The sequence below is a fragment of the Pseudomonas sp. Y39-6 genome (genome assembly GCF_023651955.1).
Classification (GTDB): domain Bacteria; phylum Pseudomonadota; class Gammaproteobacteria; order Pseudomonadales; family Pseudomonadaceae; genus Aquipseudomonas; species Aquipseudomonas veronii.
Genome location: NZ_CP069594.1, coordinates 5,738,773 through 5,754,257 on the forward strand (window position 1 = coordinate 5,738,773; position 15,485 = coordinate 5,754,257).

Consider the following 15,485-nt stretch of genomic DNA (forward strand, 5'->3'; position numbering starts at 1 on the left):
AATGGAGACTCGCGCAGCGCTGATTGCCGAGGTTTCCAACGCGAGCCATGTCTATGGCAAGGTTCTAGCGCTCGACAATGTCTCGCTCGCACTGCCGAGCGGCCAGATGACGGGCATCATCGGCCCTGACGCCGCCGGCAAGTCCACGCTGCTCGGCCTGATCGCCGGTGCGCGGAAGATGCAGACCGGATCGGTCGAGGTCCTCGGCGGCAGCATGAGCAATGCCCGGCACCGCCGCTCCGTCTGCACACGCATTGCCTATATGCCGCAAGGGCTCGGCAAAAACCTCTATCAGGAGATCAGCGTCCGCGAAAACCTGGCCTTCTTCGCCACCCTCTTCGGCCTGTCCGCATCGGAACGTGACGCACGCACCCGGCGCCTGGCGGCGGCGATTGGCTTACTCGCGTTTCTCGAGCGGCCGGCCGGAAAGCTGTCGGGCGGCATGAAGCAAAAGCTCGGCCTGTGCTGCGCGCTCATTCACGACCCCGACCTGCTCATTCTCGATGAGCCGACGACCGGCGTCGATCCGTTGTCGCGTCGACAGTTCTGGGACCTGATCAGCGAACTGCGGCGCGAGCGACCGACGATGAGTGTCGTCATCTCCACCGCCTATATGGACGAGGCCGGCCAATGCGATTGGCTCATCGCAATGGATCACGCCCGCGTGCTTGCCTGCGGCACCGCGGATGAGCTGCGCGAGAAGACCGGCCAACAAGACATCGAAGCGGTGTTTGCCGCCCTGCAGCCGGGGCACAAATCGACGGCGCAGCGCTTCGTCATTCCGCCGCGCCAACCAGGCAGCGAGGCGCCGGTCATTGTTGCGAGGAATCTGACACGCCGTTTCGGCAGTTTCACCGCGGTCGATAACGTCAGCTTCGCCATCGAGCGCGGAGAAATCTTCGGCTTCCTCGGCTCGAACGGCAGCGGCAAGACCACCACCATGAAGATGCTGACCGGACTCCTGGCGCCGAGCGAGGGAGAGGCCGAGGTCTGCGGCAAACCTGTCGATGCCAACGACCTGTCGGTCCGCCAGCGCGTCGGCTTCATGTCGCAATCGTTCTCGCTCTATGGCGAACTCACCGTGCGGCAAAACCTGCGTCTTCATGCACGCCTTTTTCATCTGGCCGCGGACCACGCTAACGCGCGTATCGCCCAGCTCATGGTCGATGTCGGCCTTGTCGACTATGCCGACACCGAAGCGAACTCGCTGCCGCTCGGCGTGCGACAGCGCCTTTCGCTGGCCGTGGGGATCGTTCACGACCCCGAGTTGCTGATCCTTGACGAGCCGACCTCGGGCGTCGATCCGCTGGCACGCGATGAATTCTGGCGTTTGCTCGGCGATCTCTCGCGAACCCGCAATGTCACGATCTTCGTCTCCACGCATTTCATGAGCGAAGCCATGCGCTGCGACCGCATCTCATTGATGCACGCAGGTCGCGTCCTCGTCTGCGACACACCGCAAAACGTCATTACCGCCAAGGGCAGCGCGAATCTCGAAGAGGCGTTCATCGCCTATATCGAGGATGCCGAGCCCGCTGCGCCCGCGCCCTCCGTGGCGGATGCCGAGGCGCAGACCCAGCGCGATGCAGCGGCGTTGTCGCCCAGCCGCTCGACCTTCATGCCGCTGCGCCGCCTCCTGGCCTTTACCAAGTGCGAGACGTTGTCGCTTATGCGCGATCCGGTGCGGCTCGCCTTCGCCTTCCTCGGCTCCTTCATCATGCTGTTGATCTTCGGCTTCGGCGTCTCCAGCGATGTGACCAACCTCACCTATGCGGCGTTCGACCACGACGACACGCCGGAGAGCAGAGCCTATCTCGCCAACTACTCGAGCTCCCGATATTTCACCGAAAAGACGCCGATCCACAGTGTCGACGAAATGCAAAGGCGCCTGAAGTCGAACGACATCACGCTGGCCATCGAAATCCCACCTGGCTTCGGGCGCCTGGTAAAGCGCGACTCGGATTGGCAGGTATCGGCCTGGATCGACGGCGCCAACACCTCGCGCGCCGCCACCATCGAGGGTTACGTCGAGTCGGCGCACAACCTCTTCGCCGAAGAGAGAAAGCGCCAGTCCAGCGACGTAGCGAGCAAGAAACCGACGACCAGCATCGTGATCCGCAACCGTTACAACCCGACGGCCGAGAGCATTTATGCAATCGGGCCGGCCGTGCCGGCGATGCTGCTCATGATGTTTCTCGCCATTCTCACAGCCGTCAGCGTTGCCCGTGAAAAGGAGATCGGCACGATCACGAACTTCTACGCCACGCCCACGACGCGCCTGGAGTTCCTGATCGGCAAACAACTGCCCTATATTGGCGTCGGCATGATCAATTTCTTCATCATGACCGTGACCGTGCGGTTCCTCTTCGATGTTCCGCTCAAGGGCGACGGCCTCACGCTGACCCTGGGCGCGCTGTTCTATGTGGCGGCGGCCACCGGCTACGGGCTGTTCATCTCGACGTTCACCTCAAGCCAGGTCGCAGCGGTGTTCGCCGGAGCGGTGCTGTCGATGCTGCCGACCATGCAGTTCTCCGGCATGATGCAGCCCGTCTCGACGCTGGAGGGCGGCGCGCGCCTCATGGGGTACCTCTGGCCGACGAGCTATTACATGCACATGAGTGTCGGCGCGTTCACCAAGGGGCTTGGCTTCACCGACATGGTGACCGACCTGCTCGCGCTGAGCCTGTTTTGCCCGGCCTTCTTATTGCTGTCCGCGCTGCTCCTGCGCAAACAGGAGAAATAAGATGCAGAGTCTCTCCAACATTTTCTGGCTCGGCGTCAAAGATCTGCGCACCCTCTCGAAGGACCTGATGATGATCCTCTTCATCATCTATTCCTTCGGCCTCAGCATTTATATGCAGTCGACCGGAGCCGGCGAGACCGTCAACAATGCCTCCGTGGCGATCGTCGACGAGGACCACTCCAGCCTGTCGCGATCGATTGCCGGACTGTTCTATCCGCCGTACTTCCAGGCAGCCAAGATGATCAGCGCCGCCGACATCGATCGCGGCATGGACAACGGCCTTTACACCCTCGTCATCGTGATTCCTCCGCACTTTGAAGCGGATGTGCGAAAGGGCCGCGATATCGAAGTCCAGGTCAACGCAGACGCCACCGCGGTCCAGCAGGCGTCCCTGGGGTCGGGTTATATCCAGAACATGGTGACCGACGAAGTCACGCGCTACCGACAGGAGGCGCAGCAAACCACCGGGCTGCCCTCCGATCTCGTCGTGCGCCGCGCCTTCAATGCCAACGGCACACAATCCTGGTTCCGCGCGATCGTCGGCCTTGCCGATCAGTTGTCGATGCTGATCATTATCCTGACCGGCGCGGCGCTCTTGCGCGAGCGCGAGCACGGCACGATCGAGCACTTGTTGGTGATGCCGTTGACGGCCTTCGAGATAGCGCTCGCCAAAGTGTGGTCGAGCGGGCTGGTGATCTTCATCGGCTTCATCTGTTCCCTGTTGTTCGTGGTCGAGGGCCTTCTCGACGTTCCGATTGCCGGCTCGCGCGGTGTGCTGCTGCTCGGCACCCTCATCTATATCTTCGCCACGGCAGCGATCGGCATCTTTCTTGGCACCCTCGCCCGCACCATGGCGCAATTTGCCCTGCTGATGATGATGGCCGTCATGCCGATGATGATGCTGTCGGGCGGCATGTCGCCCATCGAGAGCCAGCCGCAATGGGTCCAGTACGTGACGTGGTTTTTCCCGTCGCGGCACTATGTGAGCTTCATGCAGGCGATCGTGTATCGAGGCGCGGGCCTCGATATCGTGTGGAAAGAGTTCGTGACGGTCCTGGTGATGGGCGTGACATTTATCGCGATGAGTTTGCTGCTGTTCCGCCAGTCTGTTGCGACCTTGCGCTAAGGCTTTTTTGCGCCTGCCCGCGTCAGGCGTGGACGATTGTCCGACAAAAAACCTTGCCCGAGCGCGCACTTAGCGCATTTCGTTGAGATTCAACGGCCAATTTGCACTTATTTGACCCAACGGACCATTAACGGTTGACACTCCGCCGCTGGGCTGTAGAATGCCGGCCACAGACGCGGGATGGAGCAGTCTGGTAGCTCGTCGGGCTCATAACCCGAAGGTCGTCGGTTCAAATCCGGCTCCCGCAACCAAACATCAAAAAAGGCTACTCGAAAGAGTGGCCTTTTTTGTATCTGACAAAAAAGTTCTTCTGAAACAATGACATGGCATCTTTCATGAAACCCTAGACGTTTCGTGGAGTCCATTTCATCGCACGCTATGCTTGATCCTTCTACGACCAATGGCCGCAGTCGCCGCATCCGGTGATCCGCGTTAATATTTGTAATTATTTTGTCCATAGGGATTGGTAACTTGGCTGGATACCCCCATCCTGTCGCGCACAATCCACGAGGTGATTGATGCGCGCCAACTCGTCTGAACCACAAGACCCTGTCACAGCGACACAACCGATCACTCCCACCCGTTTGCGCTGGCTGGATCTGTTAAGCAAGTATCGGCAACCCATCGGGCTGGCCGTGACGCTGTTGCTGTTCGCAATCGCCCTGATCGCCTGCCGACACCTGCTGCTGGAACTGGATCTCTACGCCCTCCACGACTCGATCCTGGAAGTACCCAAACCGGCGTTGCTGGGCGCGTTCGTCGCCGCCATCGCCGGCTTCGTCATTCTATTGGGCTATGAGTTCTCCGGCGCACGCTATGCCGGGGTGAAACTGCCCCGCAAGACCCTCGCCCTCGGCGGCTTTACCGCCTTTGCCATCGGCAACGCCATTGGCCTGTCGATGCTCTCGGGCGGTTCGGTGCGTTACCGTTTATATGCGCGCCATGGCATCGGGGCTTCGGAAGTCGCCCGCATGACTGTGTTCGCCAGCCTCTCCCTGGGCTGCGCCCTGCCGCCGCTGGCGGCCTTGGCCACCTTGAGCAACTTGCCCGCCGCGTCCACTGCCCTGCATGTGTCGCAAGGCTTGCTGGGGGCGATTGCCGGCGTCGTGTTGCTGTTGTCGGCCGCGCTGTGCATCGGGATTTATCGCCGTCGCCTGCCGGAACAGCCCTACGCGGACAACCTGCTGGTCAAGGTCGGCCGCCGCACCCTGCGCCTGCCCGGTCGACGCCTGACGTTCCTGCAACTGATCATCACCGCGCTGGACGTCGCCGCTGCCGCCACCGTCCTTTATATGCTGCTGCCGGAAGCGCCACCGTTCGGCCCGTTCCTGCTGGTGTACCTGCTGGCGCTGGCCGCTGGCGTACTCAGCCATGTGCCGGGTGGCGTCGGGGTGTTCGAGGCGATCCTGCTCGCGGCCTTTGCCGACAAGCTCGGCGCCGCGCCATTGGCCGCCGCCCTGCTGCTGTACCGCATGATCTATGTGGTGCTGCCGCTGCTGATCGCCTGTGTGTTCCTGCTGGTCAACGAGGCCCAGCGCCTGTTCCAGACCCAGCAGAGCCTGCGCGTGGCGTCGGGCTTCGCCGCGCCGGTGCTGGCCGTACTGGTTTTTTTGTCCGGCGTGGTCCTGCTGTTTTCCGGCGCCACGCCGGAGATCGACTCGCGCCTGGAAAACATCGGCTTCCTGATTCCCCACCGCCTGATTGACGCCTCGCACTTTGGCGCGAGCCTGATCGGCGTGTTGTGTCTGTTGCTGGCCCAAGGCCTGCGTCGACGCTTGTCGGCGGCCTGGATGTTGACCATGGTGCTGCTGCTGACCGGCGCCCTGCTCTCGCTGCTCAAGGGCTTCGACTGGGAAGAAGCCAGCCTGATGACTATGACCGCCGTGCTGCTGGCGATCTTCCGCCGCTCCTTCTACCGCGCCAGCCGACTGACCGAATTGCCGTTCTCGCCGCTGTATCTGGTAGCCAGCGTGTGCGTGCTGGGGGCTTCGATCTGGCTGCTGCTGTTTGCCTATCAAGACGTCCCGTATAGCCACCAACTGTGGTGGCAGTTCACCCTCGACGCCAACGCCCCGCGCGGCCTGCGCTCGCTGTTGGGGGCTGCGGTGCTGCTGGTGATCGTGTCGCTGACCTGGCTGCTGCGTACCGCGCGCCCGGTGATCCACCTGCCGACAGCCGAAGAACTGGAACGCGCCACCAAGATCCTGATGGCCTCATCGCAACCCGACGGCGGCCTGGCGCTGACCGGCGACAAGGCGCTGCTGTTCCACCCCAACGACGAAGCCTTCCTGATGTACGCCCGTCGCGGGCGCAGCCTGGTAGCCCTGTACGACCCGATCGGCCCGACCCAACCCCGCGCCGAGATGATCTGGCAGTTCCGCGACCTGTGCGACATCCACCATGCGCGCCCGGTGTTCTACCAGGTACGCGCGGAAAACCTGCCGTACTACATGGACATCGGCCTGACCGCGATCAAGCTGGGCGAAGAAGCCCGCGTCGACCTGAAACGCTTTGACCTGGAAGCCAAGGGCAAAGAGATGAAGGATTTGCGCTACACCTGGAACCGTGGCACCCGGGATGGCTTGTCCCTGGAGATCCACGAACCGGGCACGGCGCCGATGGACGAACTCAAGGTTATTTCCGACGCCTGGCTGACCGGCAAGAACGTGCGGGAGAAGGGGTTTTCCCTGGGACGCTTCAGCGACGACTACCTCAAGCACTTTCGCATCGCGATCATTCGCTTCGAAGGGCACCCGGTGGCCTTCGCCAACCTGCTCGAGACCTACAGCCACGACCTGGCCAGCCTCGACCTGATGCGCGCCCACCCCGATGCGCCCAAGCTGACCATGGAATTCATGATGGTCGGCCTGATTCAACACTATAAGAGCCACGGTTATGCTCGCTTCAGCCTCGGCATGGTGCCATTGTCTGGCCTGCAACCGCGTCGTGGCGCACCGCTGACCCAACGCCTGGGCTCGATGGTGTTCCGCCGTGGCGAGCAACTGTATAACTTCCAAGGTTTGCGCCGCTTCAAAGACAAGTTCCAGCCTGACTGGGAACCCCGTTACATGGCCGTGCCCGCAGGACTTGATCCGCTGGTGGCACTGGCCGATACCGCCGCCCTGATCGCAGGCGGCTTGACTGGATTGGTGAAACGCTGATGATTCGACGCTCCTGGCGGTATGTATTAGCCTTTGTGGTGCTGCTCGCCGTGGTCCTGGGTGGCGGCTATTGGTACTGGAACCGCCCTGCCCCACAGCCGACCCTGGAGCAACTGCCCCAGGCCGATGGCTCGGTGATGACCCGCGTCACCCCGGCCGGCACCCCCAAAGCCCGCGTGGCCGTGGCGGTGATGGCCGACGAGACCCTGACCGACAGCCAACTGATTGCCCTCAGCCAGGGCGGCAAGGCGCAGATCGTGCAGGTGATCCTGCCCAAGGATGACTGCACGCAGCAGCAACAGGCACTGCAAGGCGCCCTGAGCCAGCTCAAGGGCCCTGCGACGCTGGTCAGTGGCATCGGCCCTGGCGCCGCCCTCGCCTGGCGCTGGCTGGCCACACAGAACGACGACAAGGCCAATGCCATCTCCGTCGGCTTCGCCTTGGTGCAGGAAGGCTGCAAAGACCCGTTGCCGAAAACCGCCGCTCACGGCAACTGGCTGGTGGCGTGGAACGACAACCCTGACGATGAAAGCGCCAGTTTCGTGCGCGACACCCCCCGCGCCACCACCAGCATCAGCGACTACGACATTCACTACCCACAAGTGCTGAATAACGAACTGCGCAAGCAACTGGTCGGTTCGGACAACGGCGGCCTGGCGATTCCGGTCGTGGAAGTCCCGGCTGGCCAGGCCAAGGACACCGTGACCCTGTTCCTCTCCGGTGACGGCGGCTGGCGTGACCTCGACCGCGACGTGGCCGGTGAAATGGCCAAAATCGGCTACCCGGTCGTGGGCATCGACACCCTGCGCTACTACTGGCAGCACAAGACCCCGGAACAAAGCGCCAAGGACCTCAGCGAGCTGATGCAGCACTATCGGCAGAAATGGGGCACCAAGCGCTTCGTACTGACCGGCTATTCGTTCGGCGCCGACGTGTTGCCGGCCATCTACAACCGCATGCCGGAAAGCGAGCAGCAGCGCGTCGACGCAATCATCCTGCTGGCGTTCGCACGCACCGGCAGCTTTGAAATCGAAGTGGAAGGTTGGCTGGGCAACGCCGGCAAAGAAGCCGCGACCGGCCCGGAAATGGCCAAGCTGCCAGCGGCCAAGGTGGTGTGCATCTACGGTGCCGAAGAGGTCGACGAAAGCGGCTGCACCGACAAGACCGCCGTCGGCGAAGCGATCAAGCTGCCGGGCGGGCACCACTTCGATGAGAACTACCCGGCGCTGGCCAAGCGTTTGGTGGATATCATCGTCAAGCACCAGGCCAAGGCCGAGTAATCCTGCGCTGTGCGCAAAACCTAATGTGGGAGGGGGCTTGCCCCCGATAGCGATAGGTCAGTCATACCGCTATCGGGGGCAAGCCCCCTCCCACATTGGGGTTGGAACTAGCGCGGCTCGATATGCGCAATCATCAACTGCACGGTTTCCTGCCCACGGAACTCGTTCACATCCAGCTTGTAGGCCAACTCCACCCAACGCACGGTCGGGTTCGGCCAGACCTCACGGTCAACCCCAAACGCAATGCCATCGAGCTTCACGGAGCCGCATTCGCTCTTGAGCACCACTTTCAGGTGCCGCTCCCCCACCACACGCTGCTCGACCAACTGAAACACCCCGTGAAACAACGGCTCGGGGAAGTGCTGCCCCCAGGGGCCGGCATGCCGCAGCGCGCGCGCCAGCTCCAGGTGAAACTCTTCCACCGCCAGGGTGCCGTCGGACAATAGCCGGCCGGTCAAGTCTTCTTCGCGCAGTTGCCGACGCACTTCGGCATCGAAGGCCTGGGCAAACAACGGGAAATTCGCCTCGGGCAATGTCAGGCCGGCCGCCATGGCGTGACCGCCGTATTTGCTGATCAGGTTGGGATGCTGGCTCGCCACCACCGCCAGCGCATCGCGGATGTGAAAGCCCTGCACCGAGCGGCCTGAGCCCTTGAGCAGGCCATCACCGGCGTCGGCAAAGGCGATGGTCGGACGGAAATAGCGCTCTTTCATGCGCGACGCCAGAATCCCGATCACACCTTGGTGCCACTCCGGGTCGAACAGGCACAAGCCATACGGCATCGACTCCAGCGGCAAGTCCTTGAGCTGGGCCAGGGCCTCGCGCTGCATGCCTTGTTCGATGGATTTGCGGTCCTGGTTCATGCCGTCCAGTTGCGCGGCCATTTCCCGTGCAGCGGCGAAATCCGTGGTGAGCAGGCATTCGATGCCCAGGCTCATATCGTCCAGGCGCCCGGCGGCATTGAGCCGTGGCCCGAGGATAAACCCGAGGTCGGTGGACGTGAGGCGAGCGTGGTCACGCTTGGCCACTTCGAGGATCGCCTTGATCCCCGGCCGCGCGCGACCGGCACGGATACGCTCCAAGCCCTGGTGGACCAGGATGCGGTTATTGGCGTCCAGCGGCACCACGTCGGCGACGCTGCCCAGGGCGACCAGGTCAAGCAACTCGCCAATGTTCGGCTGCTGCGTGTTCTCGTACCAGCCCAGGCTGCGCAAACGGGCGCGCAGGGCCATCAAGACATAAAAGATCACCCCGACCCCGGCCAACGCCTTGCTCGGAAACTCACAGCCGGGCTGGTTCGGGTTGACGATGGCATCCGCCGCCGGCAACTCATCCCCCGGCAAGTGGTGGTCGGTGACCAGCACCTTGAGCCCCGCCGCTTTCGCCGCCGCCACGCCTTCGACGCTGGAGATGCCGTTATCCACGGTGATCAGCAACTGCGGCTCGCGCTGCAGCGCTACGGCGACGATTTCTGGCGTCAGGCCGTAGCCGTATTCGAAACGGTTGGGCACCAGGTAATCGACATGGGCCGCACCGAGCAAGCGCAGGCCCAGGGTGCCCACCGTACTGGCAGTGGCGCCATCGGCGTCGAAGTCGCCGACGATCAGGATGCGCTGGCGTTGCTCCAAGGCTGTCACCAGCAGGTCTACCGCGGCGTCGATGCCCTTGAGCTGCTGATAAGGGATCAACCGCGCCAGGCTCTTGTCCAGCTCAGCCTCCGAGCGCACCCCGCGCGCAGCGTAGAGGCGGGTCAACAGCGGTGGCAATTCACCGAGAAACGGCAGGACAGCAGGCAACGGGCGGGGATCGATACGCATGGGACGCTGGGAAATTCTCTGTAGGGGAAATATTAGCGGCAAGCTACAAGCGCTAGCTCAACCGCGCTCGCCGATCAGCCATTGCAGTTGCACTTCATGCTGGCCACGATCATCGGTGACGAAGATCGTGCCTTCACTGATCATCACGTCCCACTTGATCACGCGGGGCATGTCCTTGGCCAGGGTCTCGAGGACTTCCTGCGGCACGGCGGCGATGTGGACGTTCTTCAGGGTTTTCGCCACCGGAATCACCTTGCCTTCCCACACGCGCAGGCTGCCGTAAGCCAGCAGACTGGTACGCTCGGCACGACGCGAGCACCAGGTCAGGCGGTCGGCATCGGGCTGGCCGACTTCGATCCAGTGCAAAACCCGATCATCCAGACTTTTTTCCCACAGGGCTGGCTCGTCTACATCTGACAGACCACGGCCAAACGACAGCTGCTCGCTGTACCAAAGGGCGTAGGCCAGCAGACGCACGGTCATGCGCTCTTCGGTTTCCGAAGGGTGGCGGGCAATGGTCTGTTTGACGCTCTCGTACACCGAGCGATCGAGGTCGGTGAGGTTGAGTTCGAACTTGTAGGTCGTGGACGGCTGGGCCATGAACGGGCTTCTAGAGACAGGGAAAGGCGGGCAGTCTAACCGATGGTAGGGCTATTCAACGAATCCTGCGCTGCATCATCCTTATCCCTGCGCGACTCGCCTATGTTAAAAGGCATTACACCACTGTGCTGCGTATGAAAGGTTCCTCATGTCGTTTAACGCCAAACCGCTTGCCGGCCTGAAAGTCATCGAACTCGGCACCCTGATCGCCGGCCCGTTCGCTTCACGCATCTGCGCCGAATTCGGCGCCGAAGTGATCAAGGTCGAATCCCCGGACGGCGGCGACCCGCTGCGCAAATGGCGCAAGCTGTACGAAGGCACCTCGCTGTGGTGGTTCGTACAGGCACGCAACAAAAAATCACTGACGCTGAACCTCAAGCACCCCGACGGCCTGGCCATCCTCAAGCAGTTGCTGGCGGACGCCGACATCCTGATCGAGAACTTCCGCCCCGGCGTCCTGGAAAAGCTCGGCCTGAGCTGGGACACCCTGCACGCGCTGAACCCCAAGCTGGTGATGGTGCGCCTCTCGGGCTTTGGCCAGACCGGCCCGATGAAAGACCAGCCGGGGTTTGGCGCGGTCGGCGAATCGATGGGCGGGCTGCGTTACATCACCGGCTTTGAAGACCGCCCGCCGGTACGCACCGGGATTTCCATCGGCGACTCCATTGCCGCTCTGTGGGCGGTGATCGGCGCGCTGATGGCGTTGCGTCACCGCGAGGTCAACGGCGGGCTGGGCCAAGTGGTGGATGTAGCACTGTATGAGGCCATCTTCGCCATGATGGAAAGCATGATCCCGGAGTTCGATGTGTTCGGGTTCATCCGCGAACGCACCGGCAACATCATGCCCGGCATCACTCCGTCCTCGATCCACACCAGCGCGGACGGCAAGCATGTGCAGATCGGCGCCAACGGCGATGCGATCTTCAAGCGCTTCATGTCCGCCATCGGCCGTGAGGATCTGGCCAACGACCCGCAATTGGCCAGTAATGACGGGCGTGACGAGCGCCGCGACGAGCTGTATGGCGTGATTGATCGCTGGGTCAATTCGCTGCCGCTGGAACAGGTGGTCGAGCAGCTCAACAAGGCCGAGGTGCCGGCCAGCCGCATCTATAGCGCCGAAGACATGCTCGGGGACCCGCAATTCCTGGCGCGGGAAATGTTCCTCAAGGCGCAACTGCCCGACGGCAAGGACTTCAAGATGCCAGGCATCGTGCCCAAGCTCTCCGACACCCCTGGCAGTTGCGAGTGGGTGGGGCCGCAACTGGGCGAACACAACAGCGTGGTACTCGGTGAGCTGGGCTATGACGCAGCGGCCATCATCCGCTTGCGTGAGCAAGGGGCGATCTGATGGCGCGTTCAAGATAATGACTCGCCGCTGGCTATTGCACCTGTGCGCGCCCTTGTTGGGGCTATTGCCGCTACCGACCCAGGCGGCGCAGACCTTGATCTGGCTGGTTCGCGACCTGCCGCCGCTGACGATCTTCGAAGGCCCGCAAAAAGGCCAGGGCGCCATCGACGAATTGTTGCCGATGCTGATGGAGCACCTGCCGGAGTATCAGCACCAGGTCCAGCACGTCAACCGTGCGCGGGGCATGCAGATGCTCCAGGCGCCCTCCCTCACCTGCGACCCTACCCTGCTGTGGACGCCGGAGCGGACCCAATGGATTGTGTATTCCGGCCAGGCGTTTCCCGTGGTGAGCAATGGCGTGGTCGTCCGCCAGCAAAACCGTGAAGTCCTGGCGCCCTTTATCGTGCAAGGCAAGGTCGACCTGGACGCGATGCTACGAGACAAGAGCACACGCCTGGGCATCATCGCCGAGCGCAGCTACGGGCCATTCATCGACGGCATGTTGCAGCAAGGCGACACGCACAATCGAGTGATGCACTACGGCACCGACGCCTTGGGCAGCCTGCTGCAAATGCAGCGCCTGGGACGCCTGGAAGGCGTACTGGGTTACTGGACCGAAATTCGCTATCACGCATTGCAGCAAGGTATCGATCCCGAAGGGCTGGCGTTCTATCCGATTGCCGGCACCGCGCCCTATCAGCACATCCATATCGGTTGTTCGGATACGCCCGAGGGGCGCGAGGTCATGGCGCGTATCAACCAGTTGCTGGGCGACCTGCCGCAGGCGCAGTTGCTGCGTTCCTACGCGTCATGGCTCGACCCGGCCCTGCGCGAGCAATACCTGCTGGACCATTCGCGATTCTATGAAGAAGTGCCCACCCCGTGATAAATCGCGGGCAAAAAGAAACCCCGAAGAGTGGGGAGACACTTCGGGGTTAAACGTGGCCTACAAAGACCAGTACAGCAAGTCACAAACACCGGAGCACAATGTCTGCTCTTGCTGTTACTAAATCTGACCGGCCACGCCGTAGGAAGTTTCCGCGGATAAACAATTCTTCATGCGAGGGCGCTGCTGCGGGTCTGGGCCGCATTGCGCAAGGCAGCGATGACCGAGGGCTCCAGGCGCCCTTCGGCGATTTTCAGATCGCGCAGCAAGCAATCCACGACATCCACCAGGACGCGCTTGTCGGTCAGTTGCGCCCGGTCGACTTCACGCTCGACCACGATGGCACCAGCAGGATTCTTTACGGTTACCAGGCACTCGCCCTGCACACCAGCGGTGGTCAGCGTAACCTGATAAGGGCTCAGCGCTTCTTCGAGCAATAGGCTGATACTTTCCATTTCGATCACCACTCAATAGTTCGGGAACAATCGTTTCAATGGGGGTTGCCTCTCTCCTAAGTGACTGTTTGTAACGTAGGAAAGTTCGCTTTTTCGTGTTTATGGAGCCGTCAGGGAGTGACTTGATCCAGCATGCGCTTGCAACATGACAACGAAAAAACGGCCGCACATAACTGCTTACGCAATGGGCGGCCGTTTCAGGGTTCGCCCTGCAGCGCGGCCGAGGGTGAACCCTATATTCGGTAAGCGCTGATCACGCTGTCACGCAGCTAGAAGTGCATGTCAAAGGCCCTTATTGCTAAGGATGAACATGATGGTGGAACACAACGAACAACAAGCGTCGATGGAGAAGATGCATGCTGACGTATCTCGCATCTATGCCGAGATTTCACGCATGCATGCCGAGCGAGGCAAGCTCAACGCAGAGTCCTTGAAGATAACCTGTGAGACTTTCTGGTACCCCGTGGGTATCGCCACGGGTTTCTACGCCGCTGTCGGCACCGTGATTGTCGTGGCGCAGAAACTACTCTCATAACGCTCAGCAACCCGGGCCTGCCTGAAACGAAAAACGCCGCTGACCCACGGAAGGGAAAGCGGCGTTTTTGTCTGCGCCAGGGCGCCGGCAGTTTGCCTTACAGCGGCTTACCGCGATTGCCATGCTGGCTGACAAACCCCTGCATCGCCTTCAGGTCATTCGGCAGCACGGTGCAACGCTCTTCACGCTCGAACAGGTCGGACAGATGCTCCGGCAACTCCAGCGCCTTGCCAACGCCGGCCTTCTCCACCGCTTCCGGGAATTTGACCGGGTGCGCGGTGCCGAGGATCACCATCGGGATATCCAGGCTGCGACGGCATTCGCGTGCAGCCCTCACGCCGATCGCGGTGTGCGGGTCGAGCAGTTCGCCGGTCTGGGCATAGACTTCTGCGATGGTTTCGCAGGTCTGTGCATCGTCCACGGCCAGGGAGTCGAACAGCTTGCGGGTTTCGGTCCAGCGCTCTTCATCGACACTGAAACCGCCACCGCTTTTGAAGGTGTCCATCAAGCCGGCAATCGCCGCACCGTTGCGGCCGTGCATGTCGAACAGCAGGCGTTCGAAGTTCGACGACACCATGATGTCCATCGACGGCGACAAGGTGGCGTGCAGGGTTTCCTTGACGTACTGGTTGCCGCTCATGAAGCGGTGCAGGATGTCGTTGCGGTTGGTGGCGACGATCAACTGATTGATCGGCAGGCCCATGTTGCGCGCCAGGTAGCCGGCGAAGATGTCGCCGAAGTTGCCGGTCGGCACCGAGAACGACACCGAACGCGCCGGCCCGCCCAGCTGCAGCGCAGCGTGGAAGTAGTAGACGATCTGGGCCATGATCCGCGCCCAGTTGATCGAGTTCACCGCAACCAGGCGCGTGCCCTTGAGGAAGCTCTGGTCAGCGAAGCTGTTCTTGACCATTTCCTGGCAGTCGTCGAAGTTGCCTTCGATAGCGATGTTGTGGATGTTTTCACCGAAGATGGTGGTCATCTGCCGACGCTGTACTTCCGACACGCGCTTATGCGGGTGCAGGATGAAGATGTCGACGTTTTCGCAGTGCTTGCAGCCTTCGATGGCCGCCGAGCCGGTATCACCGGAAGTGGCGCCGATGATCACCACGCGCTCGCCGCGCTTCTCCAGCACGTAATCGAGCAGGCGCCCCAACAGTTGCAGAGCGAAGTCCTTGAACGCCAGGGTCGGGCCATGGAACAGCTCCAAAACCCACTCATTGCCATTCAGTTGGCGCAGAGGCGCGATGGCGTTGTGGGAAAACACGCCGTAGGTCTCTTCCAGGATCTTTTTGAAATCCGCATCCGGAATGCTGCCGGTGACGAACGGGCGCATCACCCGGAACGCCAGTTCGTGATACGGCAGGCCGGCCCAGGAAGCGATTTCTTCCTGGGTGAAGCGTGGCAGGTTTTCCGGCACGTACAGGCCGCCGTCGGTGGCAAGGCCTGCCAACAGGACGTCTTCGAAATTCAGGGCCGGTGCCTGGCCGCGGGTGCTGATGTAACGCATGACTGGCTCCTCTAAAACATTCTCGAA

11 protein-coding genes and 1 tRNA gene are annotated in these 15,485 nt (G+C 61.8%); 8 read left to right on the forward strand and 4 right to left on the reverse strand.

The window, feature by feature from the left end; all coding sequences use genetic code 11:
* Position 1 precedes the first annotated feature (1 nt).
* From rbbA to JN756_RS26125, 5 genes are all read left to right on the forward strand, one after another.
* Positions 2-2,743, forward strand: coding sequence for a ribosome-associated ATPase/putative transporter RbbA (gene rbbA, locus JN756_RS26105; protein ID WP_079444617.1), 2,742 nt, complete (start codon positions 2-4; stop codon positions 2,741-2,743).
* Between the two features lies 1 nt (position 2,744).
* On the forward strand, positions 2,745-3,869 hold the full coding sequence (locus JN756_RS26110) for an ABC transporter permease (protein WP_046382207.1): 1,125 nt from the start codon (positions 2,745-2,747) through the stop codon (positions 3,867-3,869).
* A gap of 174 nt (positions 3,870-4,043) precedes the next feature.
* Positions 4,044-4,120, forward strand: a tRNA-Met gene (locus tag JN756_RS26115).
* A 267-nt stretch (positions 4,121-4,387) separates the two neighbouring features.
* Positions 4,388-7,030, forward strand: coding sequence for a bifunctional lysylphosphatidylglycerol flippase/synthetase MprF (gene mprF / locus JN756_RS26120; protein ID WP_057004564.1), 2,643 nt, complete (start codon positions 4,388-4,390; stop codon positions 7,028-7,030).
* Positions 7,030-8,310 (forward strand): virulence factor family protein, encoded by a 1,281-nt coding sequence (locus JN756_RS26125; RefSeq protein ID WP_108524501.1) that lies wholly within the window; start codon positions 7,030-7,032, stop codon positions 8,308-8,310. The genes mprF and JN756_RS26125 overlap by 1 nt, the downstream gene beginning before the upstream one ends.
* A gap of 107 nt (positions 8,311-8,417) precedes the next feature.
* Here the strand turns inward: JN756_RS26125 and recJ are convergent, their stop codons facing one another.
* The gene (gene recJ, locus JN756_RS26130; RefSeq protein ID WP_046382204.1) at positions 8,418-10,127 is read right to left on the reverse strand and encodes a single-stranded-DNA-specific exonuclease RecJ; all 1,710 of its coding nucleotides are present in this window, start codon (positions 10,125-10,127) and stop codon (positions 8,418-8,420) included.
* 57 nt (positions 10,128-10,184) lie between these two features.
* Positions 10,185-10,727, reverse strand: coding sequence for a YaeQ family protein (locus tag JN756_RS26135; protein ID WP_017846127.1), 543 nt, complete (start codon positions 10,725-10,727; stop codon positions 10,185-10,187).
* A gap of 148 nt (positions 10,728-10,875) precedes the next feature.
* On the opposite strand from JN756_RS26135, the gene JN756_RS26140 reads away from it, so the two are divergent.
* Both JN756_RS26140 and JN756_RS26145 read left to right on the forward strand, forming a co-directional pair.
* Entirely contained in the window at positions 10,876-12,075 is a 1,200-nt protein-coding gene (locus tag JN756_RS26140) for a CaiB/BaiF CoA transferase family protein (protein ID WP_046382203.1), read from the forward strand.
* A gap of 16 nt (positions 12,076-12,091) precedes the next feature.
* Positions 12,092-12,961 carry a TIGR02285 family protein gene (locus tag JN756_RS26145; protein ID WP_057004565.1) on the forward strand — a complete coding sequence of 290 codons (870 nt, stop codon included), beginning with the start codon at positions 12,092-12,094 and terminating at the stop codon, positions 12,959-12,961.
* A 170-nt stretch (positions 12,962-13,131) separates the two neighbouring features.
* Here JN756_RS26145 and JN756_RS26150 read toward each other — a convergent pair whose 3' ends face one another.
* Positions 13,132-13,416 (reverse strand): DUF3509 domain-containing protein, encoded by a 285-nt coding sequence (locus JN756_RS26150; protein ID WP_017846130.1) that lies wholly within the window; start codon positions 13,414-13,416, stop codon positions 13,132-13,134.
* Between the two features lie 313 nt (positions 13,417-13,729).
* Between JN756_RS26150 and JN756_RS26155 the strand changes: the two genes are divergently transcribed.
* Entirely contained in the window at positions 13,730-13,951 is a 222-nt protein-coding gene (locus tag JN756_RS26155) for a hypothetical protein (RefSeq protein WP_017846131.1), read from the forward strand.
* A 97-nt stretch (positions 13,952-14,048) separates the two neighbouring features.
* Here the strand turns inward: JN756_RS26155 and thrC are convergent, their stop codons facing one another.
* Positions 14,049-15,458 (reverse strand): threonine synthase, encoded by a 1,410-nt coding sequence (gene thrC, locus JN756_RS26160; RefSeq protein WP_128191963.1) that lies wholly within the window; start codon positions 15,456-15,458, stop codon positions 14,049-14,051.
* Positions 15,459-15,485 lie beyond the last annotated feature (27 nt).

What these genes read in the sequence shown, in the direction of transcription:
- rbbA (WP_079444617.1), top strand. Translation starts at nt 2, where the DNA reads ATGGAGACTCGCGCAGCGCTGATTGCCGAGGTTTCCAACGCGAGCCAT.
- JN756_RS26140 (WP_046382203.1), top strand. Translation starts at nt 10,876, where the DNA reads ATGTCGTTTAACGCCAAACCGCTTGCCGGCCTGAAAGTCATCGAACTC.
- JN756_RS26145 (WP_057004565.1), top strand. Translation starts at nt 12,092, where the DNA reads ATGACTCGCCGCTGGCTATTGCACCTGTGCGCGCCCTTGTTGGGGCTA.
- mprF (WP_057004564.1), top strand. Translation starts at nt 4,388, where the DNA reads ATGCGCGCCAACTCGTCTGAACCACAAGACCCTGTCACAGCGACACAA.
- recJ (WP_046382204.1), bottom strand. Translation starts at nt 10,127, where the DNA reads ATGCGTATCGATCCCCGCCCGTTGCCTGCTGTCCTGCCGTTTCTCGGT.
- JN756_RS26150 (WP_017846130.1), bottom strand. Translation starts at nt 13,416, where the DNA reads ATGGAAAGTATCAGCCTATTGCTCGAAGAAGCGCTGAGCCCTTATCAG.
- thrC (WP_128191963.1), bottom strand. Translation starts at nt 15,458, where the DNA reads ATGCGTTACATCAGCACCCGCGGCCAGGCACCGGCCCTGAATTTCGAA.
- JN756_RS26125 (WP_108524501.1), top strand. Translation starts at nt 7,030, where the DNA reads ATGATTCGACGCTCCTGGCGGTATGTATTAGCCTTTGTGGTGCTGCTC.
- JN756_RS26135 (WP_017846127.1), bottom strand. Translation starts at nt 10,727, where the DNA reads ATGGCCCAGCCGTCCACGACCTACAAGTTCGAACTCAACCTCACCGAC.
- JN756_RS26110 (WP_046382207.1), top strand. Translation starts at nt 2,745, where the DNA reads ATGCAGAGTCTCTCCAACATTTTCTGGCTCGGCGTCAAAGATCTGCGC.
- JN756_RS26155 (WP_017846131.1), top strand. Translation starts at nt 13,730, where the DNA reads ATGGTGGAACACAACGAACAACAAGCGTCGATGGAGAAGATGCATGCT.